Raw genomic sequence first — 25875 nt, 5'->3', positions numbered from 1 at the left:
TTTATCTTGCCTTACCTCAATTTGTAATGTACGGGGGCAGGGATACGGGAAATCAGATCGAAGTACAATGTAGCAAACAATAGATATGGTGGTTTATTACATGAATCGGAGAAAATTCTTACAAAGCACCCTTGGCGCTTGTTCCGCGATCTGGTTAGGACAAAACGTTCTAGAGGTATATAAGGCAATAGCCAAGGAACAACCGGCCAAGCTTCTGAATGTCCGAAGTGGTTTAGAAAATCTCACCGATACCAATCAGAATTATTTCCGGTTTGAATTGCTGATTTCAAGTGTTCCTGAGATTATCCCAAGTGCAGCCCCCGCTGAATTTCTGTTTTTAATAAAAAACTGCCGACCTGGTGATTTGGGCGGGCCAATAAATTATGTCAATCCATACATTAAACGGGTTGAAGTGAAGGCGGTCAACCAGCAAGATTGCTCTGTTCGCCTTATTGTAAAGAACAAAAAGGAAATGCCGGAAATGCGGTACGCACTGATCCCGTCTGTACTTCGTGCCGGCATGAGCTGGTTGCGGATTGACGTGGGAAGCTTTAGTAGTTCGACAGCAGTTAAAGAAAGAGATTTGGAAATTCAAGAAACTAATTTGGCGTTTGGCCCCCTTGCAACCCGGGAATCCACTGATTTGATTGTTATTCATCACGTTGGAATGGGCGCGGCCGAGGAATCGGCAGCGGAAATTCATCGTTTGCATTTGAAAAACGGCTGGTCGGGTATTGGCTATCACTATGTGATTCACCAAAATGGCATGATTGAACGGGGCCGGCCAAGAGATACGGTAGGCGCCCATACATATAACTACAATCAATCTTCTATTGGTATTGTACTGGATGGTAACTTTGAAGAAGCTACGCCCACGGATGTGCAGCTTGACAGAACAGCTATGCTGGTGGCGGCTTTGAGCCACATCTATCATATTTCCCCGGATGATAACGGCTTACGTGGACATCGTGATTTTAATACAACATTGTGTCCGGGTAAAAACTTATATATTGAACTACCCAGTCTGCGTGATAAAGCACTTGCTTACCTGAGACAATAAGTTTTCGAGCGGTCAATGACAGAATTGCTTGCTCACTTGGACGAATAGAAAAGTTTTATTGAAGGGAGGTGCGTTATGCAGAAAGTAGCGGTTGTGAAAGCTGATTCCTACGATACTCAGGTTGTAGCGCAGCCAACCCCGTCCCCTTGACACTGCAATTGAATATTGACGAATCATTACAATGTGAGTATAACATAGTTTTCGAGACAACCAAAAATGGAGATATAGATATGAAATTTACATTAGATGATTCATTTGGTTTTATTTTAAATAGGACAAATACAAAACTTAAAAATGAATTGTCCCAACGCTTCAAAGAATATAACGTTACACCAGAGCAATGGGCTGTACTTAACCGTTTATGGGAACAAGATGGTATTACCCCTAAAGAGTTGTCGGAAAGTATCTTTAAAGATAAACCAAATACCAATCGCATCCTAGAAAAGTTGCAAATGAAAGAGTTGATTGTCCGAAAACCTCATCCGGTGGATAAAAGGGCTTATCAAATATTTTTGACTGAGCGCGGCTGGGCCTTAAGGGAACAGTTAATTCCTATAGTCATACAATTACTAGAGGAATTGACAGAAGGAATAGAAGAACATAAAGTCATAGAAATGAAAATATTGTTAAATCAAATATATAAAAATATTAACTAGTTGTTTTTTAGTTGTCGTGACAACTAAGATGATGTTTGATATATAAAATATAAATAAAGGGAGGTAAACAATATGGAAAGTCGTTTGGTAAAAGAATTGAAGTTGCGTTATGAACCAGTAGCTGTTTTGCTTAGCAACGAAAAACCTGAAGGGGCACTTCAGAGTAAAGAAGGGCATTGGAGCTGTACAATTCCGTTATTTATCGCGGCAGCAAAGGGGAAAACAGCCGTTTTTGAACGCAAAACGACAGGGTGTCCTGGCGGTAAAGCAGGATTAGGATTTGGTCAATTTCCTAATTATCCAGGCGGGATTGAATACTTTTTGACGGTTGGTAAAAGCGGTCAATTTGAAGGGGAAGGGTATATAAAAAACCCAGAGCTAGGAGTAGAATATGTTGAATGTTTGCCAATAACTGATATTCCCTATCAGTACGTTATCTTTAAACCTTTGTCACAAATTGATACTACTAAGGAACTACCGGAGTTGATTGTGTTTTATGTTAATACCGATCAGCTATCGGCACTTACGGTACTTGCAAACTATTATAGACCAGGAAATGAAAATGTTATGATACCTTTTAGTTCCGGGTGTCAGTCAATTTTTCTTATTCCCTACGCCGAGGCACAGAAGGAAAATCCAAGAGCGGTAGTAGGTTTGACTGATATTACGGTGCGTCCCATGGTCGAAGCTGACATGCTGTCGTTTTCTGTCCCGTACAAAATGTTTTTGGACATGGAAGAAAGTGTAGAGGGTAGTTTCCTTGGGAAACACTTGTGGCACAGAGTAGCGGCGAGAATGTAAACAGGCAGAAAGGGTCAAGGAACCGTCACCTGAGCACCTGACTCAAAAGTTATAGGAACTAACAGGAACGCGGCGGAAGCCATGCTACGGTGCATCGTGAAGGGCAATGGCTTGTATCACATCAACAACATAGTCGAGACCAACAATTTGGTTTCGATCTCTTCCGGCTATTCTATTGGCTCGTATGATGTGAGCTGTTTATCCGGAAATATCACCCTGCATCGTGCGCTGGACGGCGCAAGTTATGAAGGCATTGGCAAAGGCGCTATCAATATTGAGCATCTACCAACACTGTATGATGATATTGGTGCATTCGGCAACCCAGCAGTGACAGTCGACGCGCCATGATACTGACTGGTGATCGTGAAATCATCAGCGTGCTTTATGCGTTTGACGGTGGAAACGGGCTGGCGGAATGGATGATGCGTTTCAAAAATCTACTGGAAACATATTGTGGTGTGCAGTCTATTGAAGGTTCCATATTCAGTGGCTCAGACAAAATAGTCGTGTTGGCGAAATAAGCATAATGTGCAGATCGGTTTCTGCAAGGACATTTTATGGTAAAATTATACATAGCGATTTTATGCGTTAGCAGCTTCAATGTGCAGTGAAAGGATGGGTTGAATTATGGTGGAGGTGATTCTACTAGATTACCATGCAATACTGGAACAAATAGACGAGAAAAAGGCTTGGCTAGACAGTAAAAGGCTATTTGGAAAAAAAGCCTGTATTATATTTCAAGCAGGCATTGAGATGAAGTAATTTTAGGGAGGTTGCTATGCTTACTATTGGATATATCGGAAATGGAAAAAGTACGAACAGATATCATTTGCCATTCGTTCTGCAAAGAGAACAGATAAAAGTAAAAACAATTTTTCAAAGAAATCCTAAGCATGAAAGCTGGAAAAGAATTTTAGGAGTAAATTATACTTCCGACTTAGATGAATTATTAAATGACCGGGAAATACAGCTCATTGTAGTTTGTACAAGACATGACAGTCATTTTGAATATGCAAAACTAGTACTGGAACATAAAAAGAACTGCCTTGTAGAAAAACCTTTTATGGAAACATCCAAACAGGCAAGGGAAATATTTGAATTGGCAAGAGAAAAGGGATTGCTTGTTCAAGCATATCAAAACAGGCGTTTTGACAGTGACTTCTTAACGGTTCAAAAGGTCATTGAGGAAGGGAAACTAGGGGAACTGCTGGAAGTAGAAATGCACTATGATTATTACCGTCCCGAAGTACCGGAATCTGTTCATTCCTTTCTGCCTACCTCGTCATATCTGTATGGACACGGCTGTCATACATTAGATCAGGTCATTAGCTATTTTGGGAGGCCGGATCACATAAATTATGATGTAAGACAATTATTAGGCCAAGGTAGAATGAATGATTATTTTGATTTGGATTTGTATTATGGCAAATTAAAAGTATCTGTGAAATCCAGTTACTTTAGGCTGAAAGAAAGGCCAAGCTTTGTTGTATACGGAAAAAAAGGATGCTTTATAAAAGAAACCAAGGATCGTCAGGAAGAACATTTAAAATTATTTTATATGCCCGATAACAAAGATTTTGGTGTAGATACGATAAAGCATTATGGTGTACTTACCTATATTGATGAAGAGGGTATTATTCATGAAGAAAAAGTGGAATCCGTAAAGGGTGATTACGGACGCGTATATGATGATTTATATGAAGCTATCATAAATGGGAAAAGTAAAACCATTACGGATGAACAGACATTACTACAAATGGAAATATTAGAAGCTGGAGTTAAGGATCTAAAATAAGATTAATCAAGAAATATAAAGTAAGCATAATCATTGTTCTTGTTGAAGCTGTTCTCCTGGCAGGATGGAACGCACGCATTAGCGTGGATGCAGTATTACCGTCCCCATGTCTACACAACAAAAAACGGCTTCCGGCTAGTTACCGGTTGCCGTCTTTTGTTTTTATGGGACTGATTTAATGCGACAGCCCCTTATCTATTCCCTTATCATTGTTAAAAAATAACGGTGAATCCTGTTATCCCCGGTTAATTCCGGGTGAAATGCCGTAACCAGTATCTTCCCCTGGCGGGCAATGACAATTTTGCCGTTTATCTCTGCCAGTACTTGTACCGACGGCCCGACACGCTCGATAAACGGTGCCCGGATAAAAATAGCATGCACCGGTTCAGGGCCGAATTCCGGCACCTTGAGATCGGCTTCAAAACTCTCGCGCTGTCGGCCAAATGCATTTCGCCGCACTGAAGCATCAAATAAACCAAGCCGGGGCTGCTTGCTGCCGATAATATCCTGGCATAATAGAATCATGCCGGCGCAGGTACCATAAATCGCCATACCGGCTGCATGCTTTTCTTTGATTCCAGCCATAAGACCCCAGTCGACCAGCATTTTGCCGATGGTTGTGCTTTCCCCGCCGGGAAGCACCAGGCCGTTGAGATCATCCAAATCTTCCGGTTTTCTGATTAAAGCTGCCTGAGCGCCACAGCGCTCCAGCATCCATTTATGTTCACGAAATGCCCCTTGCAGGGCCAATACACCAATTTTCATCAGCCTTATCCTCCCTTCTGCAAAAGCGCGGCACGTGCTCCGGCTTTATATTGCTAATATCAACTTACCAGCCGCGTTCCTGCATCCGCTGTGCTTCCGGTATTGTGGAAATCTCAATACCGACCATCGCTTCACCCAGATCTTTTGACACTTCAGCCAGAACTTGCGGATCATTATAATAGGTCGTAGCAGCGACAACAGCACTAGCCCATTTATCGGGGTCACCGGATTTGAATATTCCGGAACCAACAAAAATTCCGTCACAGCCAAGCTGCATCATAAGCGCTGCATCAGCCGGAGTCGCAATACCGCCGGCAGCAAAGTTTACCACAGGCAGCCGGCCCATAGATTTCGTCATTTTCATTAACTCCAGCGGAGCAGCAATATTTTTGGCAAACGTCGGAACCTCATCATCAGGTAAATTTTGCAGCATTCGAATTTCACTATTAACCATCCGGATATGTTTCACTGCTTCGACCACATTGCCGGTACCCGGCTCACCTTTCGTCCGGATCATGGCTGCGCCTTCGGCGATACGGCGCAAGGCCTCGCCAAGATTTTTCGCGCCGCAGACAAAAGGAATGCTGAACTTATGTTTATCAATGTGGAATTTATCATCCGCCGGCGTCAGGACTTCGCTTTCATCAATATAATCCGCTCCCAATGATTCCAATATCTGTGCTTCAACAAAATGACCAATTCTGGCTTTCGCCATAACCGGAATAGTTACAGCATCCATAATGCGCTGAATTATTGTCGGATCGGCCATCCGGGCGACACCTCCGGCAGCCCGGATATCGGCCGGCACCCGTTCCAAAGCCATAACGGCACAAGCCCCGGCTGCTTCAGCGATTTTAGCCTGTTCGGGCGTGATAACATCCATAATAACGCCGCCTTTCAGCATCTCTGCCAGGCCCGACTTAACCTGAAAAGTACCCTGTTGCATCAATCATTCCTCCTAATTCGCCATCACCAATTCATATGGCAACATATGAGTTGTATTATAAAACAAATCTGATTCTATTGAAATATACAGAATGTATATTTTGGATAGGTACAGATAATCGCTCATAGAAGTGGTACGGCGGTACTAGGATAATTCCGCTGTCCTCCTACTACCGTTATGCGCTCCAGCCAGTAAGAACGCTGTCGCGGTCCTTACAATCTCTAAACGGCACTGAGGGGGAGCAGTGTGCCTTTTAATCGCCAAGCTTAACGCCAATCAAGGCCTTATATAATTCCCAAAAGGTCCAAATTGCACCGGCTATGAGGAACGTACCAACAATAAAAACTGCGTTCAGTGCCAACCACACAAAGACTGTTAGGCCATCCAACCATTCCATAGCAGTGACACCTCCTTTGTTTTCGCTGAATACTGGCTTATGGTTTTGGTACGCAGGCAGCCCGGTGGGCTATTCCAGCGTACCGGTTTTGATATTTACCGAAGCGGCGGACCAGGTGTCATTGCTGTGGGTGGCCTGTACGTTGCCGGTAAAGACGGCCAGTTTGGTTCTCAAGTTGAAGTCGGCCGTATCGGCGTTGATGATGATCTGGGGCTGGGATAACGTCACGCCGCCGCTGAGGGAAATCTCATCCTGTCTTATGACCCAACTATTATAGCAAGTCAATATGGCATGAATGTGTCAAGTTCTCCCCAAAAACTCCTACCATTCCAAATAGCCTTGTGCCATAATCTTGTGTTATCCTTAAATGAAGGAAGGTCCCTTTCGTGAAATACCCTCTAAACGAAAGAATAATATGAGCTATCACTAACTTTCATTGTCAAAGCCTCTTTCAAAATGAATTGTAGAAACAGCAAAAAGGCAAGTTTTACCTTTAGGTAGAACTTGCCTTCAGTTATAGAGTCTGCATTCGGTTCACTTTATCTTTTTGGTACATTGGTAAGCTGCGGCAAGGGCACCGGGCACACCACCGATCTGCATCGCCCAGCAGGAGCCAATGTAAAGGTTTTTCACCGGTGTTTCTATATTCACGCTCATGGCATTTTTATAGAACCTTTTCTTGGGGTTCCAGCTCCAGGCAGAACTCGCCCCATCGGTATTATGGGTAAACCTTTCATAAGTCAGCGGAGTTGCGGCGTCTTTATATTCGATATATTCCTTCAAGCCCGGAATCAGCCTGGCTGCGCTGTCTATTAGTGCCTCCATTGCTTTTTCCTTCAATTGTCCATATGCCTCCTTGTTGCCGCCGCCCCAGTTGTTCATCCAATGGTAAGGCACCATGGTCTGAAGCATCAATGAGGATTTCCCTTCAGGAGCATGGTTGGGATTTTCCATTGACAGCGACCAAAGGGAAACCGATGTCTTGTTAAAAAACTCTCCGTCTTCGGCATTGTAAATATCATACCCGGGTTGATTGTTAAAAGCAAAGACACTAGGAACCTTCAAATATTTGCCAAGTTCTTCATTGGTCATATTCAACCCCAGATACACTGTGAAGAAGCTCTCCGAAACAACAGCCTTGGCGATATCATTCTGAGCCGCCTGCGAAATAAGGTTCTTGTTGTCTAAAAGCTTCAGGAAGGTGTTCTTATAATCACTGGCGGAAATAACATAATCTGCGTTATACACGGTATTTTTGTATGAGACACCAACTGCGGCTCCGTTTTTAGTGATTATCTTGTCGACATAGAAGTTCAGCAGTAAATTACCGCCCAGTTTCCTGAAGTTTTCAGCAAGAATATCGGCCCATGATTGCATACCGCTTTTCACCGTCCAGAGGTCGGTGAACATCGTCATTAAAGCAGACCCTAAAATCATGGCTGGCATATCCGGATAGCCGATCCTGCTGAACAGCTTGAATAGCTTTGAGTCTTTTTCGAAATACCTTGCAACAAACTCCGATGACGTCATGTTGCCATACTGCTTTGATAATTTCATCAACTTTGGGGCGCTCAGGATATAGGGAATCATTGCTTTTAACATGTTAAGCCCGCTGTAGAGAAAGGGCATGGGTTCATCCATTTCCCCCATCAGGTAGACCATTTTGTCCAATTCCGAAAAAAACATATCTAGCTTTTCTTTGTCGGATGGGAACCCAGTGTAAATCATTTTTTTATAATCACTGTAATTCTCAGGAGTTCCATCGAAATATTCCGAGACAAATCGCATTCTATGTTTTACAAAGTCTATCTGTTCAAATACGCCAATGTCCTTCATTGCTTTGAATATCGATGCTGAAGCTTCAAAGGAAAGAGTGCCGCTCTCAAAATAATAGCCTTTCCGGTAAAATCCGGCGGTATAGCCGCCAGGCATGCTGTGGGTTTCAAATATGGTTACTTTATGTCCCTTCATTGCAAGAAGGTTACCGGCAGTAAGTCCGCCGATTCCCGCACCGATTATTAGTATGTTCTTCATTTCCCAACCCCCTATAAACTTCTGGCAAATGGGACAGGCTTATTGTCCCTGCTAGTTTTCTTATGCGACTATAATGCTTCAATACTAGTTTGATGAGCGTTATTAATAATATTCTGGCGTAACCTTCTTTGCCAACTCTTGCTATTACCCCGCGTGATATTCCCGTTATTCTTCGATTCGACGAGTAGATAGACCTTCTTTTTCTTTTAACTGTCTAAGTAAAACGTTTCTTTCTGCTTTAGGCCATATCGCTATTTATACAGCCTGGCACCATGCATCTTAGAAGCAGGAGAACCGTCCTCTGGAGATTTACTGGTACTTAACATTATTTTAACCTAGACACAACACTTGTTTAGTTTATTTTTGGTAATATAAAAGCAGTTAATATGCACGACGATATTTCAGTCATAATAAAATATGGTTCCAGAGAACCATGGGTTGAGATGATGAGCACACCCAGGTACATCTGATTTTGATATACCTTAGTTGTATATCGAAATCAGACTGTACGTGGGTTTTTAATTTCTATTTTACATCGGAGGTCTGACAAAAGTATGAAAAGGCTTGATGGGAAAAATCCGATTATCGCCGCTGTTCGAGATGTGAACAGAATAGAAGAAGCGGTAAAATCTCCGGTAGATATCATTTTCATGATGGCCGGCGATATCTTGACTGTTGAGGAGTGCGTTGCTAAGGTTCGGGAGTATCAAAAAATAATTTTTTTACATATAGACCTGATTAGGGGGATTGCCAGTGATAAGGACGGTGTTAGATATCTTGCCCGAAAGGTTAAGCCTGACGGAATCGTTTCCACGAAAAATCAACTGATTTATGCAGCAAAGAAAGAAGGACTGCTCACAGTTCACCATGTTTTTCTGATTGATACTCAGGCTTATGAAACGGCCATAAAAAATATTTTCGATACCAAGCCCGACATGGTGGAATTAATGCCCGGTCTTATGTCCCGGGTAATCAGGCAACTTGGACAAGTAATCGAGTGTCCAATTATCGCAGCGGGTTTGATAAAATCTCAGGAAGAAATAGAGCAAGCATTAGCTGCCGGTGCCCGGGGGGTTGCCATTGGTGAGCCTAAGCTCTGGACGATAGTACGATAAAGACATTAATAGATAAAATCATAAAGGCAGTGAAATGAGTACATGAATTCATACCTAATCAAACAGTCAGCCTTCATTTTTGATTTAGGTTATAGGAGGAGAAAGAATGAAACCAAGTGTTATGTTGATTTGCATTGATGGGATGGCTGCCTATTATTTGCCTGACCCACGGTGTAAAATGCCGAATTTGCGGAAACTGATAACCAAGGGAGCGTATGTGGAAAGAATGATGAGCACCTATCCTTCCGTTACTTGGCCTGCTCATACCACGATAGTTACCGGTGTGTTTCCCCAAAAACATGGCGTGCTTGGCAATGGAATCGCCGATCGATCATCCCGGCAGTTAAAGGAACACTATGGGGATCGGTTCTGGACAAAGGAGCAAGTTGTAAGGGTTCCGACCCTCTACGATTTGGCCCACGAACAGGGAATTAAAACCGCCGCGATCTGCTGGCCGGTAACTCGTGGTGCCGGACATATCGACTTTAATATTCCTGAGTTTTATGAACAGGAGTTGTTTGATAGCTACGCAACACCGTTATTTTGGAAGGAGATAAAGACGCTAGGACTTCCCGTAAGTTCATACGGCCTATGGAGTAAAGATCACCCCCGCGGTATGATGCAGGACTGGCTGACAACCGAAGTGGTAAAACACTTAATAGGCAAACAGAAACCCGGTTTGATCCTTGCGCATTTTTTACTGGCCGACAGCTTTCAGCATGATTATGGGACACGCAGTCCCGAAGTATTCTGGGCGCTGGAATATTTAGATGAACGGCTGGGGCAGATTATCGAAAAACTGAAAGAAGAAGGGAGGTATGACAGTACCAATCTCTTTGTAGTCTCTGATCATGGTTTCATGGATACTCATAGCGCAATTCACCCCAATGTACTGTTTCAGCAGCAAGGCTGGTATGACTCGGTTTCTCCCGAACAGAGCCGGGTTCTGGCAGTTTCCAATGACGGCTCAGGTTATATTTATGTTTTCGATGAGGAATATAAGGATGAATTGCTGGCGGCAATAAAGAAACTTTTGCTGGCTACAGAGGGTGTGGCGGCAGTTTTTGAAAATCGGCATTTTTCCGGACTGGGATTACCGAATGTTAAAGATCATCCTCATCAGGCGGATCTAATTGTGGAGGCTGGTCCCGGCTATCTCATACAGGATGCCGGTGGAGAAGATCAGGCCGTGAGCCGACAATGTGCCAAAAAGGCAACGCATGGATATCTGCCGGGAAACGAGCAGTTGAAAGGGGTACTTATAGCTCACGGACCTAACATTCAACCGGGCCATATTCTATCCGAGGGCCATATTGCTGATATTGCACCTACTATCGCGGATATTTTGGGCATTCAACTTACGGATACCGACGGCAAAATTCTGAGGTCAATGATTAAACTGGAGGAGTGAGGGTATGAAGGAGGATGCGGTTGTTGTTTGCAATAAAGAAAGAGCGGTATTGCGGCCGGCAAAAATTCTCGATATGGCAAAAGCCAAAAAGCTGTTCTGGCCTGTTGGGCTTTTGCTGCCGGCGTTGGTTGTTTACGGGGTATTTTTTATCTTTCCGTTTCTTTTTACTTTCTACTTAAGTTTTATGCAATGGGATTTAATTAGCCCTGATATTCAACCGGTTGGCTGGCAAAATTACCAGAAGCTGTTTGCTGATAAGGTATTTTGGATTTCATTAGCCAACACTGCCTTCTACGTAGCGGTTACGGTTCCAATTTCCATGCTGCTGGGACTGGGATTGGCAGTTTTAGTGGAAGGGGCAGGGCGTTATCGTGAGATTTACCGCTTTTTGTTATTCATTCCGGTGGTTGCCTCGCTGGCGGTAACCAGCTTCGTGTGGATGCTGCTCATGAACCCTACTAATGGTCTGCTCAATGGCCTATTAGCTTATCTGGGAATTGCAGGGCCCAACTGGTTAAACGATCCTTGGTGGGCTTTGCCAAGCTTAATGATCATCGGAGTCTGGAAAGCCCTCGGTTATAATATGGTGCTTTATATTGCCGGGTTAAAGAGCATTGATAAGCGGCTATATGAGGCGGCAGAAATGGACGGTGCGGGGAAATGGAAACAGTTTACGGCTATAACACTGCCATTGCTGTCACCGGTGCATTTCTTCGTGTTGATCGTAAGTATAATTCACTCTTTTCAACTATTTACAACAGTCCATATCATGACCCGCGGCGCACCTAATAATGCTACCAATGTTTTAGTGTATGAAGTATGGCAGGAAGCGTTTCAGTTTTTTGATATTGGCAAAGCCAGCGCACTATCTATGGTAATGTTCCTATTGGTGCTGGTGGTTACCGTTTGGCAAATACGGTTAAGTGAATCCAAAGTCCATTATCAGTAGGAGGGCCCAAAATGAAAAGCAAATATGCCGTTTGGAGGGTATTGAATCACGTTGTTTTGATTTCCATTATCATAGCGATGCTGCTGCCGTTTCTATGGATGGTCAGTGTTTCTTTTAAACCGGCGAATGAGGTTTTTCAAGGGGGAATGTGGTTTTTTCCTACAACAGTTGTCTGGGATGGCTACCGGCAAGTGTTTGAACAAACTCCATTTTTTACCTGGATGTACAATAGTATGTTCATAGCGGCAGTTTCGACTTGCGGACAAGTGCTCATCGCTTTTTTTGCCGCCTATGCTTTCACCCGTTTTACTTTTCCGGGGCGGGACCTATTATTCTATTTTGTCCTGGCTACCATGATCATACCGGTCCAGGCGCTGATGATTCCTACATTTATCACGGTTAACTTATTCGGTATGATCAACACATTGGCCGGAGTGATCATTCCGTACCTTGCCAGTGGTTATGCAATATTCCTGCTGCGGCAGTCTTTTTTGGGAGTTCCCCGGGAACTTGCCGATGCAGCTGCCGTTGATGGCTGCGGGGAGCTTGGTATTCTCCGGCATGTATACCTGCCTGCCGCGATTCCCGCAATAACGGCGCTAAGCATCATTTTGTTTGTAAATCATTGGAATGAATATTATTGGCCGTTGCTTGTACTAACTGACGAACAAAAACTAACGCTGCCGATTGCTTTGGTGCGTTTCCAGAATGAAGGTTTTACGGAATGGGTTCCGACTATGGCGGTTGCGACGCTGTCCACGATTCCCGTATTGATTCTTTATTTAGTTTCCCAAAAGAAATTCGTTGAAGGATTTACGAACAGCGGTCTTAAAGGTTAATTTAAAATAAGGAGGAAGAGACATGAAACGCATAGTAGGGTTGGTAACGATCATGTTAATTGTGGCTTTCATTCTTACTGGTTGTTCCCATTCTGGTTCAACATCCCAAGGAGCCGTAAAAAATAACCCTGTGGCAATAGAATTCTGGCATATTCACGGCGGGGTTCACGGGGAAGTCATTAAGAGACTGGCGGAAGAGTTTAACAAAAAACAAGATAAGGTTCGTGTTACGCCGGTATTTATTGATGGTAATTATGAAGGTATAATCGAAAAGTTGCAGGCCAAAGCCGCAACCAGACAACTTCCGGCCTTGACAGAGGTAGGATTTAGTTATACATCCTATGTGCAGGAAAATATGCCCATTGTTCCTCTGCAAGCGCTTATTGACCGGGATAACGTGGATCTAACTGATTTTTATCCGACAATGCTGGGGTTAAGCAGGGGAAAAGACGGGAAGCTTTATAGCCTTCCTTTTGCCGTAAGTACACCGGTAGTTTACTACAATAAGCAAATGTTTCAGGAAGCTGGTCTGGATGCGGAAAATCCACCGAAAACTTTTGCTGAGCTTAGAACGGCTGCTGCCAAATTGACCCGGGGAGATCAAAAGGGTGTATATTTTGACTACGCTATAACCGGTAACTGGATATTCCAAGCCATGGTGGAAACTATGGGCGGACAAATGATAGCTGATGACGGGAAGAAGGTTATGTTTGATCAAGCACCGGGTGTAAGCGCCCTGCAGTATTGGAGTGACCTGGTTGCCGACCAGTCTATGCCGGTCATCGACAGTAAGCAGGCTATGCAAAGTTTTACTAGTGGCAAACTGGGTATGTTTATCAGTACAATCATGTATTTGCCTCAACTGCAGAAAGATAGCAAATTTACCGTAGCCACGACGGCATTTCCTGTCGATGGGGTCCACCAACGGAGAGTTCCTGCCGGCGGTAATAGCTTGTTTATTTTGAAGACAACGCCGGAAAAGGAACAGGCGGCCTGGGAATTCGTGAAATTTCTTACATCCAAAGAGGGCTACGGAATGATGGCTAAAGGGATGGGTTACATGTCTTCCCGCAAAAGTGTAGTTGATGACGAACAAATGCTGGGCAAGTATCTGCGCGAGGAGAATCCTCCGGCCAACACGACCTATCTTCAGGTCGATGACATGGTTAAATGGTATAATTTCCCCGGAAAAAGCGGGACCCGCATTTATAAAATCGCCCAGGATGCAATTCAAGCAACCCTGACTCAACAAAAGACGGCGGAACAAGCCTTGCGTGATGCAGCCACCGAGGCAAATAAATTGTTAAACTAAGCAATTTTCCGTTTTAGTGAAAGACCAGGAAGAGAAGTTGGCTATAGTTTATATAAATAAGAGAGGTAATTATAATGGCATGCCTAAAATATAGGGAAATTTGTAAACGCTATGACAACAATACGCTAGCGGTCACAAGATTTAACCTGGAAGTGAAGGACCATGAATTTCTGGTGCTGGTTGGTCCCTCGGGCTGTGGCAAATCTACCATGCTGCGGATGACGGCAGGATTGGAAGAAATTTCAGAGGGAGAATTGTATATCGGTGATCGTATGGTAAATGACATTCCAGCCAAGGAGCGAGACATGGCCATGGTATTTCAGAACTACGCTCTCTATCCTCAGATGAACGTATATGATAATATGGCTTTCGGTCTTACCTTGCGCAAAATTCCTAAACAGGAAATTACCAAACGGGTCAACGAAGTGGCAGAGATATTGGATATCGTCCATTTATTGAAACGAAAGCCTAAAACACTTTCCGGAGGGCAACGCCAGAGAGTTGCCCTAGGCCGGGCTATTGTCAGAGAACCACAGGTCTTTTTGATGGACGAGCCCTTGTCTAATTTGGATGCAAAGCTGCGTGTCCAGATGCGTATGGAAATCAGTAAACTGCAAAAGCAGTTGGGAACAACGACTATTTACGTCACTCACGACCAGATAGAAGCCATGACCATGGGTGACCGGATTGTGGTAATGAGGAACGGCATCATCCAACAAGTTGCTTCACCATTAGAACTATATCGGGCTCCGGCTAATTTGTTTGTCGCTAGTTTCATCGGGTCGCCGGCAATGAACTTTTTTGATGGGGAGTTAAATGAACAGAATGGTACTCTTTTATTCCAACACGAGATTATCAAGGTACATATTCCTGATTATCAGGCAAAGATCATTAAAATAAAGGATTGTATCAATCGTAAGGTGATTCTCGGGGTTCGGCCGGAAAATATTCAGATTTATACACAGCCCCAAGAGGATACTATTGCTGCCGGCGAAATTGATTTAATAGAGAATCTTGGCTCGGAAATGTATCTATATATAAGTGGCGTCGACAAGAAGCCTGTTATTGCGCGGGTCGACCAAGATATTAAACTCGGACGTGGTGAAAAAGTATACATTGCTATATCTCCGGAATTTTTTCACCTTTTTAGCCAATCAACCGAGGAAAATTTATTGAAATGAAACGGACACTCAATTGGTGATTAAGGTGCCGCAGACCTTGTTAAAGGCTCAGATATTGGATTGATATCTGAGCCTTTTATTATGAACTTGTAAAGCACCGATATTCAGCTGTCACAACAACGGTTTATTGTTGTGGTGGTTACCGCTTAAGCGACGGTATAGATTTTTACATCGGGGGCGGCGCTCCAGAGAGGCTTTAACCCGACAAAAACATCCTTCTTGAACATTTCACTGTCAAGATAGGCCTTTGCATTCTCAACGCTGTCAAAACCATGAAGAACCTGTATATCTTCGTCGCGGACAAGAAGTTCTTTAGTCTGCGCTCCTTTGATTTGGCTTAAGAAAGGCTGCCGATAGTCTGTATAGACCTTTGCTGCCGCCGGACGATTGGCATTGCTAATGACCATCGTAATTTCCAAGTATGCTTTTACACTCATATTATTCCCTCCATATACTATGTTTATGGTTTAACCACAATCAAAGTATAACAAAGCAACTTGGAAGAGCAAATATATTAGTAATTTTATAAGTAACTAATAATTTTCATAGTAACGGCACTATAACAGCTGGTCACACGTCTTACAGGGCGGGAGTTTTTTCTCTAATTGATCTTTTGTCTGTTGCCGTGACCAAAGGCAGATGTTCTGAAGAATGGGCAATACGGACTTCCCCTTTTCCGTCAAAGAATATTCCACCTTTGGCGGTATTTCATTATACTGCTTTCGGCTAATCAATTCATCTGCAATAAGCCCCTTTAACATAGCAGCGAGCACGGCATCAGTTATATCGCCAAGCTCTTTTCTAATTTCATTGTAACGCATAACACTATTGGCAGACAGAACACAGATGATTCTTGATTTCCACTTGCCACCAAAGATGTCAAGCCCGTATTCGAGAGGACACATAATCTCTTTCTCTATTTTGGGTTCATATTTCATACTAAAGCCACCTAACTTTGTATTTTATAGTAACTATAGCAATTAGAAGTAACTGCGTCAATGAAGTAATGGAAATTCCTGTCCTCGTACCCCTAGTTGTAATAGTGACGGTTCTTGCCCTGAATTCAGGGCAAGAACCGTTGCTGTAACAAATGGGCAGTAACAAACGCTAATAGAAAATGTAATAAACGTGGAAAATCCATGAGAATACAAACTTTCATTTTACAACTCCTTATCTGCCGATATACAGCGTTTATGCTGCCGTGACTGCAACATTCGTTAAAAGACTGCTTGCATCAAAAGCATATAGACCATTGTGCCTCCGGCGATGGAAAGAAGCATGTTTTTTTTCCAAATGTGCAGCAGTGTCACTACAGCTGTGGCCATGACTTCGGGGATACCATGATTGCCGGAATGGAATTTCACATTCTTAAAACAAAAAATTACCAGAAGCCCCAGCACTGCCGAAGGCAGTACCGCGCCAAGAAATTGTATATATTTGGGTGTAGGCCGGCCGGGGGGGAAAGCGGCAAAGGCAAGAAATCTTGTAAGCATTGTTCCTAAGACTACCATAGCAATTGTGATAAGCTGTTGTGTTAACGTCATAGCGAGGCAATAGCACCTTCTTTCTCCAGTGGCTTTCTAAGGGCGGTGAGTGTTCCTAAGATCGCAGCCATAGCAGGTATGATAAAATTTTCGCCACTGAAAACAACAAGGCAGGCAAGCGAAAGTCCAAGCCCCACAAGAGCACTGTAGTGCTCTTTTTCTTTCATCCACTGCTCGATAAATATGACTACGAAGAGGGCTGTCATAACGAACTCAAGCCCTTCGGTGTTGAACTGAACAAGAGAGCCAAAGACGCCGCCAATCGTAGCTCCCAAAACCCAATAGCAATGATTGAGTAAAGTGACAAAGAACATAAACCAGCCCTTGTCCACACCTTCCGGAATATTAGCCGTGCAATTGATCGAAAAAGATTCATCGCAAAGTCCGAAAATCAGATAGAACTTTTTCTTCCCGGTGCCCTTGTACTTATCCAGCATGGAAATGCCATAAAATAAATGGCGTGCATTCACCATCAACGTGAGAAATAATGCGTTTAGCGGATCGAATGCTCCGAGCAATAGATTTGCCGCAACAAATTCCATGGAGCCCGCAAAGATTAGCAGACTCATCAATATAGGATACATAGCGTTGAAGCCTAAAGAATTCATAAAAATCCCATAGGCTATACCCAAAAATAAAAAGCCTGCCAAGATTGGCACTGTGTACGGAAAAGCCGCACGAAATGCAATCACAATTTGATTTTTATTTTGCATATGTTCTTGTCTCCTAACGACATAATGATTTTATACGATTTTACCATTACAAATACATACAATCAATGATATAATTGTATGTATTACAATTCTGGAGGTGCGGTATGCCGGTCAATTCATTTGATAATTTCCCAATGTCATGGAAGCCGGACAGGAAGGCTTTGAAGCGTCCGTTCTATTTGTCAATCGCTTCCTTATTAGAACAGGAAATTACGAACGGCCTGCTAGCGCCTGGTACGAAGCTGCCCCCGCAACGGGAACTGGCCGATTTTCTCGATATAAACTTTACAACCATCACCCGGGCTTATCGCTTATGTATGGCTAAAGGGTTAATTTATGCTGTTACCGGCAGCGGCACATTTGTCTCTCCTAACGCGGCCCGTTCTATCACCATTTCTAGGGACAAAATCCCCAGTGAATGCATTGATCTTGCTTTTGTTGCGTCCTTTGAGCAAAGCAATGAAATAGTGGCAGAGAGCGTTAAAAAGGTCACTGATAAAAGTTATTTGGACAAGCTGTTAAATTATAACGATCCGACCGGCATTCCCCATCAAAAAAAAGCGGGATTAAACTGGATGGCCTCGTTTGGTATCCGAGCTGATGCAGATCACATGGCGATTGTTTCCGGTTCGCAGAATGCCTTGGCCATTGCACTGGTTGCCTTATTCGAGCCGGGCAACCGCATTGCGACCGATATATACACCTATGCTAACTTTATTGAACTTGCTAAGATGCTTCACATTAAGTTAGTGCCCATACCCGGAGATCAATTTGGCATGTTGCCGGAAGAACTGGAAAATCACTGTTGTCAAACGGATATTCATGGTATTTTTCTCATGCCTTCTTGCAGCAATCCGACCACGATGATGATTTCCGATTTACGCAAACGCGAGTTGGCGGCTGTCATCCGCAAGCATCGTCTAATATTGCTGGAGGATGATATTCATGCGTTTTTGACTGCGGGAATTGACCCCGATTACAAGCAACCTATGTATGAACTGCTTCCGGAGCAAACCGTCTACATCAGCGGTACTTCCAAATCCATCTGTTCAGGGTTGCGAGTTGCCTATATGGTATTTGGCGAATCCTTGCGCCAAAAGATTTTGCAAGCCATTTTCAATATCAATGTTAAGACCTCTTCGCTGGATGCGGAGATTATCACCGAACTCATCCTGTCAGGCAAGGCTTTTGAGATTATTTCCTACAAGAAGCAGTTAGCGCAGTCGGCTAATGTTCTATATGAAGAATACTTTCCGCAAAAGGGTCCTGCCGGTCATCCTCTCAGTTTTTACCGTTGGCTGCCAATTCAAGGACATTGTACTGAAGAGAAGATGGTGACTGAATTGGAGCAGGCTGGCATTCGGGTGTTTCATTCCAATCGTTTTCTTAGCGGGCACGCTCCAGCCGACCAGTATCTGCGTATTGCACTATCGTCTACAAATTCATTAAATGAGCTGAGAAGCGGATTAGAAATCTTAAAACAGTACCTAACTAATTTTTACCATGTCTAAGGGGACTGAGTTATTGACAACGTATTTACCGTAAAGGAGGGCAACCTGCGTGAAGTTGTCGACAACCCCGTCCCGTGCAGTCTGAAAGAAAACCGTAGTCTTTGAAACATTTCACAGAAGGAAACTCCTGCCAAATTCTGTATGGGGTTGGCAGGAGTTTTATAGTTTTAGCCGGAAAATAAAAAATAGGAAAATATATAGTGTTAATAATGCCGTCTATGGAACATGGTGGAATATCAAAAAGTGTAATCGACCGGACGATTTGGGACAATGAAACTGTCCCCGGAGATAGACGACCTTGTTTTGAGAAACAGCCGCCTGTCTCCTTGTTTAAATCAAATAAATGCAAATAAGAGAGGGATCTATATGATTGTTACCTGTGTTACTGTGTATGTAAAGAAAGAATTCATCGCTAAGTTTATTGAAGCTACACTGGAAAACCACAAAAACTCTATTAAAGAAGAAAGAAATCTTCGTTTTGATGTACTTCAATGTAATACGGATGAAACAAGATTTTTCTTGTATGAAGCCTATTTAACAGAAGAAGCTGCAGCAGCGCATAAAAAAACAGCCCATTATCTAAAGTGGCGCGATACGGTTGCCAATTGGATGGCACAGCCACGAGAGGGAGTTGCACATTCGATTATTGCACCTATTGAAAAAGATTTATGGAAATGAAAAAGAATGCAATTCAGGAAGAAAAGTCTTCAGAACGTGCATCTGACGTTTTTAAAAAGGGAATGTCCGAGGCTGATAAAGAATTAGCGGAGACTATTTTGGGGTTTAACGTTTTATTTGATTGTTTAAAACCAAAACATGCTTATATATAGCCGGAAGGAGAAATAAAAATGGCAGTTGTGAAATGTACCAAATGTGGAAAAGTGTTTAATACAGAGGGAGCAATACTGAAACCTATAGGCGACGGTGGATATTTAGAATGTTGTCCTAAATGCGGTAGTACGAGTGTATATTATGTGGATGATTTCCAAAACGAAGAGGATAGATTATGGAAAGGCTTTTGAGTGTCGGAACCCCGTCCCCTTGACACCTTGCAATGTAATACGTTGAAGAAGCGAAGGAACCGTCCCTGAGGATTTTGTCCCTGCTTCAAGTAAGCCGCGTTGGGTAATGATGCACATGTTGCGGTTGCAACATGTGTGTTGTTTCGTTATAATTACCTTGAGGTGGTAGCATGAGAGAGTATATTAGCGCAATCTGCGGTTTGCCGCTTTTCGCGGGTATACAAGAAGAGGACTTTGAAGTTATGCTCGGCTGTATTGGCAGTTATGTAAAAACATACAATAAAGGCGAGTTCATATCGTTTTCCAGTGAGCCCATGAAATGTGTCGGTATCGTTTTAGATGGTACGGTGCATATGATCAAAGAAGATTTGTGGGGGAATAAGACTATACTTGTTTTTATAAAAAAGACGGAATTATTCGGCGAAACTTTTGTCTGTGGAAATAGAAATGCTTCGACCGTAACTTTTTTCGCTGCAGCGAACGCAAGGATTTTATTTTTGCCGTTTGATCAGGTTATGCACTCTTGCTCAAAGGCTTGCATATTTCATCAGTTCCTGATTGAGAACATGGTCAGGCTGATTGCAAATAAGAATATACAGTTGATGGAAAAATTAGAAGTGATATCAAAAAAAACATTGCGCGAAAAAATTATGACTTATTTGTCTTTGCAGGCACAATTAAGCAATTGCAAATATTTTGAGCTTCCTATCGGACGGCTTGAATTGGCAGATTATTTATGTGCTGATAGAAGCGCGCTTACCCGTGAATTATGTAAGATGAAAGAGGACGGTTTACTTGATTTTGAAAAAAATACATTTCGCTTGCTAAAATAAGAGCATAAATTGAGTCTTCTGTGCGTCGCATGAACATACAGAAGGCTTAACTCTTTTACAGGTTTAAGATGCAGAGTTTCTTTGAGAAAAATATCGGTTCGTTATGGTTCCCTCCCTGTTATTTGAAAGCCGTATCTGTATTCCTTCGTACTAACTAAATAATAATGAAGTTTACTGACAAAAAATGTTGCCCATGCAACATAAATGGCCGTCTTTTTATACCATATTAGAAGTAGATAGTATCCATATTGAAATAGGATTATGCCCTTATTCGGAGAAGGGCACATGCTGTGAAGCGGTAGGGGAGCAGATTACCATAATTTTTACGGATGATGACATCGAGGAACAGGAGAGGGCGATATCTGCCTCCTTGGAAAATTAGGCTGTCAGTGATAGTTATTTTGGTTATTATAATTAGCCGTTTGATGAGTGTTTGCCTAGACATGAAGTTGGGGCGGATTTTTTTGTATATAACAATAGATTAAGAGGTGTACAGTATGAAGATAGCAATTATCGTGCGTGAGGAAACTATGATGCGATGTTCGGGAGGTGGGTGTTTAAACGCATTTTTTCAAAGAATTGATTCTTTTGCCCGCTATGCAGGGCAAAACGATTTAGAATTAGTTGCTTTTACCCATAATGGTGGTGATATGGAAAAGAAAATTGCAACACTATTGAAAAAAGGAGTAGAGGTTGTACACTTATCATCTTGTATAAGGAAAAAAGACCCCAATTATGAATTGATAGCTAGAAAATTGGCGGAATATTTCTCAGTTGTTGGCTATACGCATGGTGAAGAACATGGAGATACAGGACAAACTATTATTTTTGATAAGGTAGAAAAATAATAAGAACGAGGAACGTTCCTATATGTCCTGCCAAATAAGGAAACTCCTGCTAAATTTTGTATGAATTTGGCAGGAGCTTTGTAGCTTCAGCCGGAAAACAAAAAATAGGAAAATATAAATGGTGTCATTTACTCTACATTAACCTTTTAACTGCTTTAACAGGCTCGCCATATTTTTACCCAAAGTTTGAAATGTTTGTATACCTTCTTCATCCTTTTGGACATCGCCCGGATTAAGGGATAACGTCATGTTCCAGTAGCTAGAAGACGGTATAACCATCTCGGAAGTGCCGAAGAAAAAATTAATTGCAGAGTAAGTAAAAGTTGCTCCAGCTCGACGAACAGAAACCACTGCAGCTCCGACTTTACCTTTGAGCATGCCGCCATTAGCCTTTGATACAAATCCACAGCGATCGATGAGTGCCTTTACTTCTGTAGACACGTTACTACAATAAGTGGGAGAACCAATGATAATTCCATCCGCCTCGATCATTTTCTGGATAAAAATATTCATTTCATCGTCCTGGCGTATACAGCGGTTATTCTTTGTTTCCAAGCACTTTCCACAAGCAAGACACCCGAAAACTTTACGCCCTCCCAATTGGATAATTTCCGTCTCAATGCCTTCATTTTTTAATTCTGCTAAAACAATTTCCAGGCTTTGTTTTGTATTTCCATTAATTCTTGGACTTCCGTTAAAAGCAATCACTTTCAATTCCATCACACTTTCTTTTGTTTTTTTAGTAATATTATTTTGCTGTGGCTTTCTATACTAACGCTAGATTTTAATCAAATAACAATGTCACGGGATCACTCCCGATTTCAAATTATGTGTATACATGCATACTGCCACATCGCGTTGTATACGTTGCAACTATTTATTATAATAATGACTGAAAGAGTACCTGGCAATCGATAAAATGACGGGAATGTCGGTTAACCAACAGTAATGAGTAAATATTGGTTAACGTTAAATATCGTATAGGAAAAGGTGAAAGCCATGACAGCGCGTTGCAAAGAGAATGATCCGAGGGTTATCCGGACGCGTCGGTTAATCCGGGATGCGTTCCATTCACTGAGTAAGGAGAAAAAATTTAATGATATTACCATCCGCGATATTACGGAACGGGCTGCAATCAACAGGGGAACGTTCTATGCTCATTTTGCTGATAAGTATGCGTTAATGGAATTGATTGTTGAGGATACATTTATGACGGCTGTATACCAACAACTTCAGTCGCAGGAAGAACTGACACCGGAGGCACTGCGAAGTTTAATTATTGCCGTGTGCAGGTATCATGAAAAATTAAGCACAAGCTGCAAGCGTACAGCGCAAGCCGTTTTCCCCCTTATCGAAATGAAAGTAAAAAGCCAGTTGGAGCAAATGGTGTCCAACTGGCTGGTTAAACGGGCAGGCAAACCGGAAGAGGAGGAAAGCATACAATGGGCGGCGGTCATGGTGAGCCAGGCAATCTATAGTGCGGCGTATCTTTGGAATGCTAAGGGGCGAAAACCATCAGCCGCTGTCTTTGCCGATGAAATTCTGCGTTTTTTATTGCCGGGACTAGAGGCAGTCATAGGAAAAAAAGTATCTTTAAGGTTTTTAGCAAAACGGCAGTCAGAATTTTGAGATTCTCGATATAAGTAGGTGTGGTGTTTGTATGAATTTAAGTTTTGAACCAGTTGTGACCGAAGCGAATTTGATAGACAGTGTAAATATTATACGTAAATCCTTTTCTACCGTAGCGGAACAATTTGGTCTTACTCGAGAGAATGCTCCTACTAATCCTGTATTTATTGAATTAAAACATTTGAGGAAGATGCAAACAAAAGGAATTGCAATGTTTGGGGTATTTTGTGCGTCTGTACAGATTGGATTCGTTGCAATTGAAAAAAATAATGCCAATGAATTTTATATGGAGCGATTGGCAGTATTACCGGAACAACGGCATAAAGGCTATGGACGACAGATTGTTAAGTATGCATCGGATTATGTTATTAATCAGAACGGGAGAGAACTTTTAATCAGTGTTCTTGGCACGAATGAGACTTTAAAGTCTTGGTACTGTGAATTAGGTTTTACTGAGTTTGAAACGAAATATTTTTCGCATCTTCCTTTTCCTGTGTGCTATATGAAAAAACACTTAGGTGTAGGATCTTTGTCAGGCGACTTCCGGGTTCCTTTTTCATAAAGTAAACTAGCTTCAGGTGGGGCTTTAAACCCATCTGAAGATTAATCGTCGGATAAATTCTCGATTAAGTTATCCATGAATTCAATTTCATTTTTGATTAATACCAGCGGATGCTGATACAACGCCTGTAAATTAACTGGCACCCGTCTTTTCTTAAGAGCTTCCAGCTTATGCCAGTAATCGTTCGCCACTTCCGTCAACAGGCTTATTCTTTGTTGCAGAGCAGCCACCACTGCATCTTTATCCACAAAAGGAATGGCTGCAAGTGCCAAGTCGAAGCGGAAATCCCTCTCTCTGGTCGACGACAGGGCCTCGATAGTTTCTTGCTGTAACACGGCTCTGCCCTCGGCAGTAATCTCAAACTTTCTCGGTACAGGGCCTCGACCTTGTTTATCCGTATCAATATAGGAATTTACCAACTTCTTTTTACCTAATTTATTCAAGCCAACATAAATGGAAGTGGTTCCCAGTTCGGCCCAATCCCTGTAGCCGCAATCCTTGATCAACTGATTGATTTCATAACCGGACACCGTAGTCCGGTCGCAAACAATTTGCAATAGCACGAATTCAGCGTTGGTAAGTTCCATAGACAACCTTTCCAATCTTTGATTGATTTACTATATAATATTACACTGAAGTTATATTATATGCAAGAAGAAAAAAGCGCTGCCGGCAACATTTCCGACGTCACTGCAACCATACTTACTTGCCTAAAACTTAATGTTAATCTCCGAATTCACCCATCAACTCAATCGTCTCCAAGTGTTTGGATTAATCCATCAAAAACACTGTCCCTGTCCCCCTGTTTTCCTGTGTCCCCCCGTTTTCAGTTTTTTACTGCATATAGTACATTTTGCAATTCGTTCAAAAATGCAGAAAGAGAGCATAAACGCACCCAACGGGCAAGAAATAGGAAGATGGAAGACGTACCGGCATTGAATCATTCTCCTAGTAGTGATGATCGAATTATTAAAAGCATGTAAATTGTGAGTTAAGCTTTCTTTTAGGGTCTTGATTGTTGGCAGATAATGTTTTACACTAAGCACTAAGGAAAAGTTTGTCATAAAAGGGATATATTTCTATTGCAATATTACATATAAGTAATATTGGATTTTGTGAAATATTTTGATTTATAACGACCTGTCGATAACCGAACGAAATGGAACTAGGTTATTTCCTGCTGGAAGACCAGTAGCCGGCTTCTGCTCTTTTCCGAATGTAACACAAGAGTAATTGTGTAAGTTCGGCTGCGATATTTGCCTAATTTATTTTTGGCAACTCGCTGTGTGAAGTGGCCGTAGTTTTTATTTTAATATTACATAAAAGTAATATTCTATAAAGCGAAATATTACTGTAATGGGCGGTGAAGAAATACGATGAGGCTCACAAATACTGAATTTATCATTTTGCAGATCATTTATGAGCGGCAGGAGGTTTCCGGTTATGACATCGACCAGTGGATTAAGGAGCGCGGCTACCGGGAGTGGGCCGATATCGGTACTACTTCCATCTATACGGGTCTGACAAAGCTTGGCAAAAAACGACTGATCAGCTCCTATCTCGATACCGCCAAGTATGGCAGCAAAGGTCCTTTGCCCAGGAAATTCTCGATCACCGCGGCCGGCAAAAAATTATTGCAGGAGGAAATTCTGGCAGCGCTGTCCTCTTCCCGGGAACGCGATTACCGCTTCGATTTGGCGTTTGCGGCCATCCCGTTGGTGGCCACCGAAGAAGTCGTGGCGGCGCTGGAACAAAGAAAAATTTTTTTGGCGGAGACAGCTAAACGCGTCAATACCACGTTCAAAGAACAAGGCGGGCAAGCACTGCCGCTCAATTTGCAGGCGATGTTCAGACACCCGCTTTTACATATACAAAGTGAAATCGCCTTCGTCGACACTTTGCTCCAAGAACTCTAGCAGCAAAAGGAGGACCGTAATCTGTCGGCAGGAGGT

The 25875-nt window shown here is 42.6% G+C and carries 32 protein-coding genes; 21 read left to right on the top strand and 11 right to left on the bottom strand.

From position 1 onward, the window contains the following. Window positions 1-100: 100 nt before the first annotated feature. From P22_RS21260 to P22_RS16670, 6 genes are all read left to right on the top strand, one after another. On the top strand, window positions 101-1060 hold the full coding sequence (locus P22_RS21260) for a peptidoglycan recognition protein family protein (protein WP_235814693.1): 960 nt from the start codon (window positions 101-103) through the stop codon (window positions 1058-1060). A 230-nt stretch (window positions 1061-1290) separates the two neighbouring features. After that, window positions 1291-1716 carry a MarR family winged helix-turn-helix transcriptional regulator gene (locus tag P22_RS16685; RefSeq protein ID WP_054261367.1) on the top strand — a complete coding sequence of 142 codons (426 nt, stop codon included), beginning with the start codon at window positions 1291-1293 and terminating at the stop codon, window positions 1714-1716. Window positions 1717-1788: 72 nt separating this feature from the next. Then, window positions 1789-2517 carry a DUF169 domain-containing protein gene (locus P22_RS16680; RefSeq protein WP_054261366.1) on the top strand — a complete coding sequence of 243 codons (729 nt, stop codon included), beginning with the start codon at window positions 1789-1791 and terminating at the stop codon, window positions 2515-2517. Window positions 2518-2628: 111 nt separating this feature from the next. Then, window positions 2629-2865, top strand: a complete 237-nt coding sequence (locus P22_RS21045) for a hypothetical protein (RefSeq protein ID WP_054261365.1) — start codon at window positions 2629-2631, stop codon at window positions 2863-2865. Then, window positions 2862-3038, top strand: coding sequence for a hypothetical protein (locus P22_RS21040; RefSeq protein ID WP_216598103.1), 177 nt, complete (start codon window positions 2862-2864; stop codon window positions 3036-3038). The genes P22_RS21045 and P22_RS21040 overlap by 4 nt, the downstream gene beginning before the upstream one ends. Before the next feature lie 257 nt (window positions 3039-3295). Further along, window positions 3296-4312, top strand: a complete 1017-nt coding sequence (locus tag P22_RS16670; RefSeq protein ID WP_054261364.1) for an oxidoreductase — start codon at window positions 3296-3298, stop codon at window positions 4310-4312. A 195-nt stretch (window positions 4313-4507) separates the two neighbouring features. Here P22_RS16670 and pdxT read toward each other — a convergent pair whose 3' ends face one another. The 5 genes from pdxT to P22_RS16650 all read right to left on the bottom strand — a co-directional run bounded on the left by pdxT (window position 4508) and on the right by P22_RS16650 (window position 8454). Further along, window positions 4508-5077: a pyridoxal 5'-phosphate synthase glutaminase subunit PdxT gene (pdxT, locus tag P22_RS16665; protein ID WP_054261363.1), complete on the bottom strand. Its 570-nt coding sequence runs from the start codon at window positions 5075-5077 to the stop codon at window positions 4508-4510. A gap of 64 nt (window positions 5078-5141) precedes the next feature. After that, window positions 5142-6023, bottom strand: a complete 882-nt coding sequence (gene pdxS / locus P22_RS16660) for a pyridoxal 5'-phosphate synthase lyase subunit PdxS (RefSeq protein WP_156319022.1) — start codon at window positions 6021-6023, stop codon at window positions 5142-5144. A 253-nt stretch (window positions 6024-6276) separates the two neighbouring features. Continuing rightward, on the bottom strand, window positions 6277-6420 hold the full coding sequence (locus tag P22_RS20740) for a hypothetical protein (RefSeq protein WP_156319021.1): 144 nt from the start codon (window positions 6418-6420) through the stop codon (window positions 6277-6279). 69 nt (window positions 6421-6489) lie between these two features. Continuing rightward, entirely contained in the window at window positions 6490-6648 is a 159-nt protein-coding gene (locus P22_RS21580) for an LptA/OstA family protein (RefSeq protein ID WP_216598102.1), read from the bottom strand. Between the two features lie 306 nt (window positions 6649-6954). Next, window positions 6955-8454, bottom strand: a complete 1500-nt coding sequence (locus P22_RS16650) for a phytoene desaturase family protein (RefSeq protein ID WP_054261360.1) — start codon at window positions 8452-8454, stop codon at window positions 6955-6957. A 554-nt stretch (window positions 8455-9008) separates the two neighbouring features. Between P22_RS16650 and P22_RS16645 the strand changes: the two genes are divergently transcribed. The 6 genes from P22_RS16645 (at window position 9009) to P22_RS16620 (ending at window position 15261) form a co-directional block, all read left to right on the top strand. Continuing rightward, window positions 9009-9569: a glycerol-3-phosphate responsive antiterminator gene (locus P22_RS16645; RefSeq protein WP_054261359.1), complete on the top strand. Its 561-nt coding sequence runs from the start codon at window positions 9009-9011 to the stop codon at window positions 9567-9569. Window positions 9570-9675: 106 nt separating this feature from the next. Then, window positions 9676-10980: an alkaline phosphatase family protein gene (locus P22_RS16640; RefSeq protein ID WP_054261358.1), complete on the top strand. Its 1305-nt coding sequence runs from the start codon at window positions 9676-9678 to the stop codon at window positions 10978-10980. Between the two features lie 4 nt (window positions 10981-10984). Then, window positions 10985-11929 carry a carbohydrate ABC transporter permease gene (locus tag P22_RS16635; RefSeq protein WP_216598101.1) on the top strand — a complete coding sequence of 315 codons (945 nt, stop codon included), beginning with the start codon at window positions 10985-10987 and terminating at the stop codon, window positions 11927-11929. Between the two features lie 11 nt (window positions 11930-11940). Further along, window positions 11941-12768, top strand: a complete 828-nt coding sequence (locus P22_RS16630) for a carbohydrate ABC transporter permease (protein ID WP_054261357.1) — start codon at window positions 11941-11943, stop codon at window positions 12766-12768. 22 nt (window positions 12769-12790) lie between these two features. Then, window positions 12791-14080 (top strand): ABC transporter substrate-binding protein, encoded by a 1290-nt coding sequence (locus P22_RS16625; RefSeq protein ID WP_054261356.1) that lies wholly within the window; start codon window positions 12791-12793, stop codon window positions 14078-14080. A 74-nt stretch (window positions 14081-14154) separates the two neighbouring features. Next, entirely contained in the window at window positions 14155-15261 is a 1107-nt protein-coding gene (locus P22_RS16620) for an ABC transporter ATP-binding protein (protein WP_054261355.1), read from the top strand. 146 nt (window positions 15262-15407) lie between these two features. Here P22_RS16620 and P22_RS16615 read toward each other — a convergent pair whose 3' ends face one another. The 4 genes from P22_RS16615 to azlC all read right to left on the bottom strand — a co-directional run bounded on the left by P22_RS16615 (window position 15408) and on the right by azlC (window position 17518). Then, window positions 15408-15698, bottom strand: a complete 291-nt coding sequence (locus tag P22_RS16615; protein ID WP_054261354.1) for a hypothetical protein — start codon at window positions 15696-15698, stop codon at window positions 15408-15410. 120 nt (window positions 15699-15818) lie between these two features. Beyond that, window positions 15819-16199, bottom strand: coding sequence for a winged helix-turn-helix transcriptional regulator (locus P22_RS16610; RefSeq protein ID WP_054261353.1), 381 nt, complete (start codon window positions 16197-16199; stop codon window positions 15819-15821). Between the two features lie 279 nt (window positions 16200-16478). Next, window positions 16479-16805: a branched-chain amino acid transporter permease gene (locus tag P22_RS16605; RefSeq protein WP_054261352.1), complete on the bottom strand. Its 327-nt coding sequence runs from the start codon at window positions 16803-16805 to the stop codon at window positions 16479-16481. After that, window positions 16802-17518, bottom strand: a complete 717-nt coding sequence (gene azlC / locus P22_RS16600; RefSeq protein ID WP_054261351.1) for an azaleucine resistance protein AzlC — start codon at window positions 17516-17518, stop codon at window positions 16802-16804. The genes P22_RS16605 and azlC overlap by 4 nt, the downstream gene beginning before the upstream one ends. Before the next feature lie 104 nt (window positions 17519-17622). On the opposite strand from azlC, the gene P22_RS16595 reads away from it, so the two are divergent. From P22_RS16595 to P22_RS16575, 6 genes are all read left to right on the top strand, one after another. After that, window positions 17623-19029 carry an aminotransferase-like domain-containing protein gene (locus tag P22_RS16595; RefSeq protein WP_054261350.1) on the top strand — a complete coding sequence of 469 codons (1407 nt, stop codon included), beginning with the start codon at window positions 17623-17625 and terminating at the stop codon, window positions 19027-19029. 366 nt (window positions 19030-19395) lie between these two features. Continuing rightward, entirely contained in the window at window positions 19396-19707 is a 312-nt protein-coding gene (locus P22_RS16590; protein WP_054261349.1) for an antibiotic biosynthesis monooxygenase, read from the top strand. Beyond that, a complete protein-coding gene (locus P22_RS20730; RefSeq protein WP_156319020.1) occupies window positions 19704-19859 on the top strand; it encodes a hypothetical protein in 156 nt (51 codons plus the stop codon). The genes P22_RS16590 and P22_RS20730 overlap by 4 nt, the downstream gene beginning before the upstream one ends. A gap of 18 nt (window positions 19860-19877) precedes the next feature. Then, window positions 19878-20051: a hypothetical protein gene (locus P22_RS20725; RefSeq protein ID WP_156319019.1), complete on the top strand. Its 174-nt coding sequence runs from the start codon at window positions 19878-19880 to the stop codon at window positions 20049-20051. A 170-nt stretch (window positions 20052-20221) separates the two neighbouring features. Further along, the gene (locus P22_RS16585) at window positions 20222-20884 is read left to right on the top strand and encodes a Crp/Fnr family transcriptional regulator (RefSeq protein ID WP_054261348.1); all 663 of its coding nucleotides are present in this window, start codon (window positions 20222-20224) and stop codon (window positions 20882-20884) included. 497 nt (window positions 20885-21381) lie between these two features. After that, a complete protein-coding gene (locus P22_RS16575) occupies window positions 21382-21732 on the top strand; it encodes a CGGC domain-containing protein (protein WP_054261346.1) in 351 nt (116 codons plus the stop codon). A 138-nt stretch (window positions 21733-21870) separates the two neighbouring features. Here the strand turns inward: P22_RS16575 and P22_RS16570 are convergent, their stop codons facing one another. Beyond that, a complete protein-coding gene (locus tag P22_RS16570) occupies window positions 21871-22452 on the bottom strand; it encodes a flavodoxin family protein (protein ID WP_235814692.1) in 582 nt (193 codons plus the stop codon). A gap of 279 nt (window positions 22453-22731) precedes the next feature. On the opposite strand from P22_RS16570, the gene P22_RS16565 reads away from it, so the two are divergent. Both P22_RS16565 and P22_RS16560 read left to right on the top strand, forming a co-directional pair. Then, window positions 22732-23361: a TetR/AcrR family transcriptional regulator gene (locus tag P22_RS16565; protein WP_054261345.1), complete on the top strand. Its 630-nt coding sequence runs from the start codon at window positions 22732-22734 to the stop codon at window positions 23359-23361. 31 nt (window positions 23362-23392) lie between these two features. Then, window positions 23393-23923 carry a GNAT family N-acetyltransferase gene (locus P22_RS16560; RefSeq protein WP_054261344.1) on the top strand — a complete coding sequence of 177 codons (531 nt, stop codon included), beginning with the start codon at window positions 23393-23395 and terminating at the stop codon, window positions 23921-23923. 41 nt (window positions 23924-23964) lie between these two features. On the opposite strand, the gene P22_RS16555 is transcribed toward P22_RS16560, so the two are convergent. Continuing rightward, window positions 23965-24510: a PadR family transcriptional regulator gene (locus P22_RS16555; RefSeq protein WP_054261343.1), complete on the bottom strand. Its 546-nt coding sequence runs from the start codon at window positions 24508-24510 to the stop codon at window positions 23965-23967. Between the two features lie 789 nt (window positions 24511-25299). Between P22_RS16555 and P22_RS16550 the strand changes: the two genes are divergently transcribed. Further along, window positions 25300-25839 (top strand): PadR family transcriptional regulator, encoded by a 540-nt coding sequence (locus P22_RS16550; protein ID WP_054261342.1) that lies wholly within the window; start codon window positions 25300-25302, stop codon window positions 25837-25839. Window positions 25840-25875: the final 36 nt, after the last annotated feature.

The organism is Propionispora sp. 2/2-37, from assembly GCF_001298735.1.
Taxonomy (GTDB): Bacteria; Bacillota; Negativicutes; order Propionisporales; family Propionisporaceae; genus Propionispora.
Note: the sequence above shows the minus strand (reverse complement) of the source record. Positions and strands in the feature narration are given on the sequence as shown.

Bases quoted from the DNA above. Each gene is read 5' to 3' on its own strand.
- P22_RS16625 (WP_054261356.1), top strand. From the start codon at position 12,791: ATGAAACGCATAGTAGGGTTGGTAACGATCATGTTAATTGTGGCTTTC.
- P22_RS16565 (WP_054261345.1), top strand. From the start codon at position 22,732: ATGACAGCGCGTTGCAAAGAGAATGATCCGAGGGTTATCCGGACGCGT.
- P22_RS20740 (WP_156319021.1), bottom strand. From the start codon at position 6,420: ATGGAATGGTTGGATGGCCTAACAGTCTTTGTGTGGTTGGCACTGAAC.
- azlC (WP_054261351.1), bottom strand. From the start codon at position 17,518: ATGCAAAATAAAAATCAAATTGTGATTGCATTTCGTGCGGCTTTTCCG.
- P22_RS20725 (WP_156319019.1), top strand. From the start codon at position 19,878: ATGGCAGTTGTGAAATGTACCAAATGTGGAAAAGTGTTTAATACAGAG.
- P22_RS16620 (WP_054261355.1), top strand. From the start codon at position 14,155: ATGGCATGCCTAAAATATAGGGAAATTTGTAAACGCTATGACAACAAT.
- P22_RS16570 (WP_235814692.1), bottom strand. From the start codon at position 22,452: ATGGAATTGAAAGTGATTGCTTTTAACGGAAGTCCAAGAATTAATGGA.
- P22_RS16560 (WP_054261344.1), top strand. From the start codon at position 23,393: ATGAATTTAAGTTTTGAACCAGTTGTGACCGAAGCGAATTTGATAGAC.
- P22_RS16645 (WP_054261359.1), top strand. From the start codon at position 9,009: ATGAAAAGGCTTGATGGGAAAAATCCGATTATCGCCGCTGTTCGAGAT.
- P22_RS16590 (WP_054261349.1), top strand. From the start codon at position 19,396: ATGATTGTTACCTGTGTTACTGTGTATGTAAAGAAAGAATTCATCGCT.
- P22_RS16685 (WP_054261367.1), top strand. From the start codon at position 1,291: ATGAAATTTACATTAGATGATTCATTTGGTTTTATTTTAAATAGGACA.
- P22_RS21040 (WP_216598103.1), top strand. From the start codon at position 2,862: ATGATACTGACTGGTGATCGTGAAATCATCAGCGTGCTTTATGCGTTT.
- P22_RS16615 (WP_054261354.1), bottom strand. From the start codon at position 15,698: ATGAGTGTAAAAGCATACTTGGAAATTACGATGGTCATTAGCAATGCC.
- P22_RS16680 (WP_054261366.1), top strand. From the start codon at position 1,789: ATGGAAAGTCGTTTGGTAAAAGAATTGAAGTTGCGTTATGAACCAGTA.
- P22_RS16555 (WP_054261343.1), bottom strand. From the start codon at position 24,510: ATGGAACTTACCAACGCTGAATTCGTGCTATTGCAAATTGTTTGCGAC.
- P22_RS16610 (WP_054261353.1), bottom strand. From the start codon at position 16,199: ATGAAATATGAACCCAAAATAGAGAAAGAGATTATGTGTCCTCTCGAA.
- P22_RS16575 (WP_054261346.1), top strand. From the start codon at position 21,382: ATGAAGATAGCAATTATCGTGCGTGAGGAAACTATGATGCGATGTTCG.
- pdxS (WP_156319022.1), bottom strand. From the start codon at position 6,023: ATGCAACAGGGTACTTTTCAGGTTAAGTCGGGCCTGGCAGAGATGCTG.
- P22_RS20730 (WP_156319020.1), top strand. From the start codon at position 19,704: ATGAAAAAGAATGCAATTCAGGAAGAAAAGTCTTCAGAACGTGCATCT.
- P22_RS16595 (WP_054261350.1), top strand. From the start codon at position 17,623: ATGCCGGTCAATTCATTTGATAATTTCCCAATGTCATGGAAGCCGGAC.
- P22_RS16650 (WP_054261360.1), bottom strand. From the start codon at position 8,454: ATGAAGAACATACTAATAATCGGTGCGGGAATCGGCGGACTTACTGCC.
- P22_RS16635 (WP_216598101.1), top strand. From the start codon at position 10,985: ATGAAGGAGGATGCGGTTGTTGTTTGCAATAAAGAAAGAGCGGTATTG.
- pdxT (WP_054261363.1), bottom strand. From the start codon at position 5,077: ATGAAAATTGGTGTATTGGCCCTGCAAGGGGCATTTCGTGAACATAAA.
- P22_RS16630 (WP_054261357.1), top strand. From the start codon at position 11,941: ATGAAAAGCAAATATGCCGTTTGGAGGGTATTGAATCACGTTGTTTTG.
- P22_RS16640 (WP_054261358.1), top strand. From the start codon at position 9,676: ATGAAACCAAGTGTTATGTTGATTTGCATTGATGGGATGGCTGCCTAT.
- P22_RS16550 (WP_054261342.1), top strand. From the start codon at position 25,300: ATGAGGCTCACAAATACTGAATTTATCATTTTGCAGATCATTTATGAG.
- P22_RS16605 (WP_054261352.1), bottom strand. From the start codon at position 16,805: ATGACGTTAACACAACAGCTTATCACAATTGCTATGGTAGTCTTAGGA.
- P22_RS16670 (WP_054261364.1), top strand. From the start codon at position 3,296: ATGCTTACTATTGGATATATCGGAAATGGAAAAAGTACGAACAGATAT.
- P22_RS16585 (WP_054261348.1), top strand. From the start codon at position 20,222: ATGAGAGAGTATATTAGCGCAATCTGCGGTTTGCCGCTTTTCGCGGGT.
- P22_RS21260 (WP_235814693.1), top strand. From the start codon at position 101: ATGAATCGGAGAAAATTCTTACAAAGCACCCTTGGCGCTTGTTCCGCG.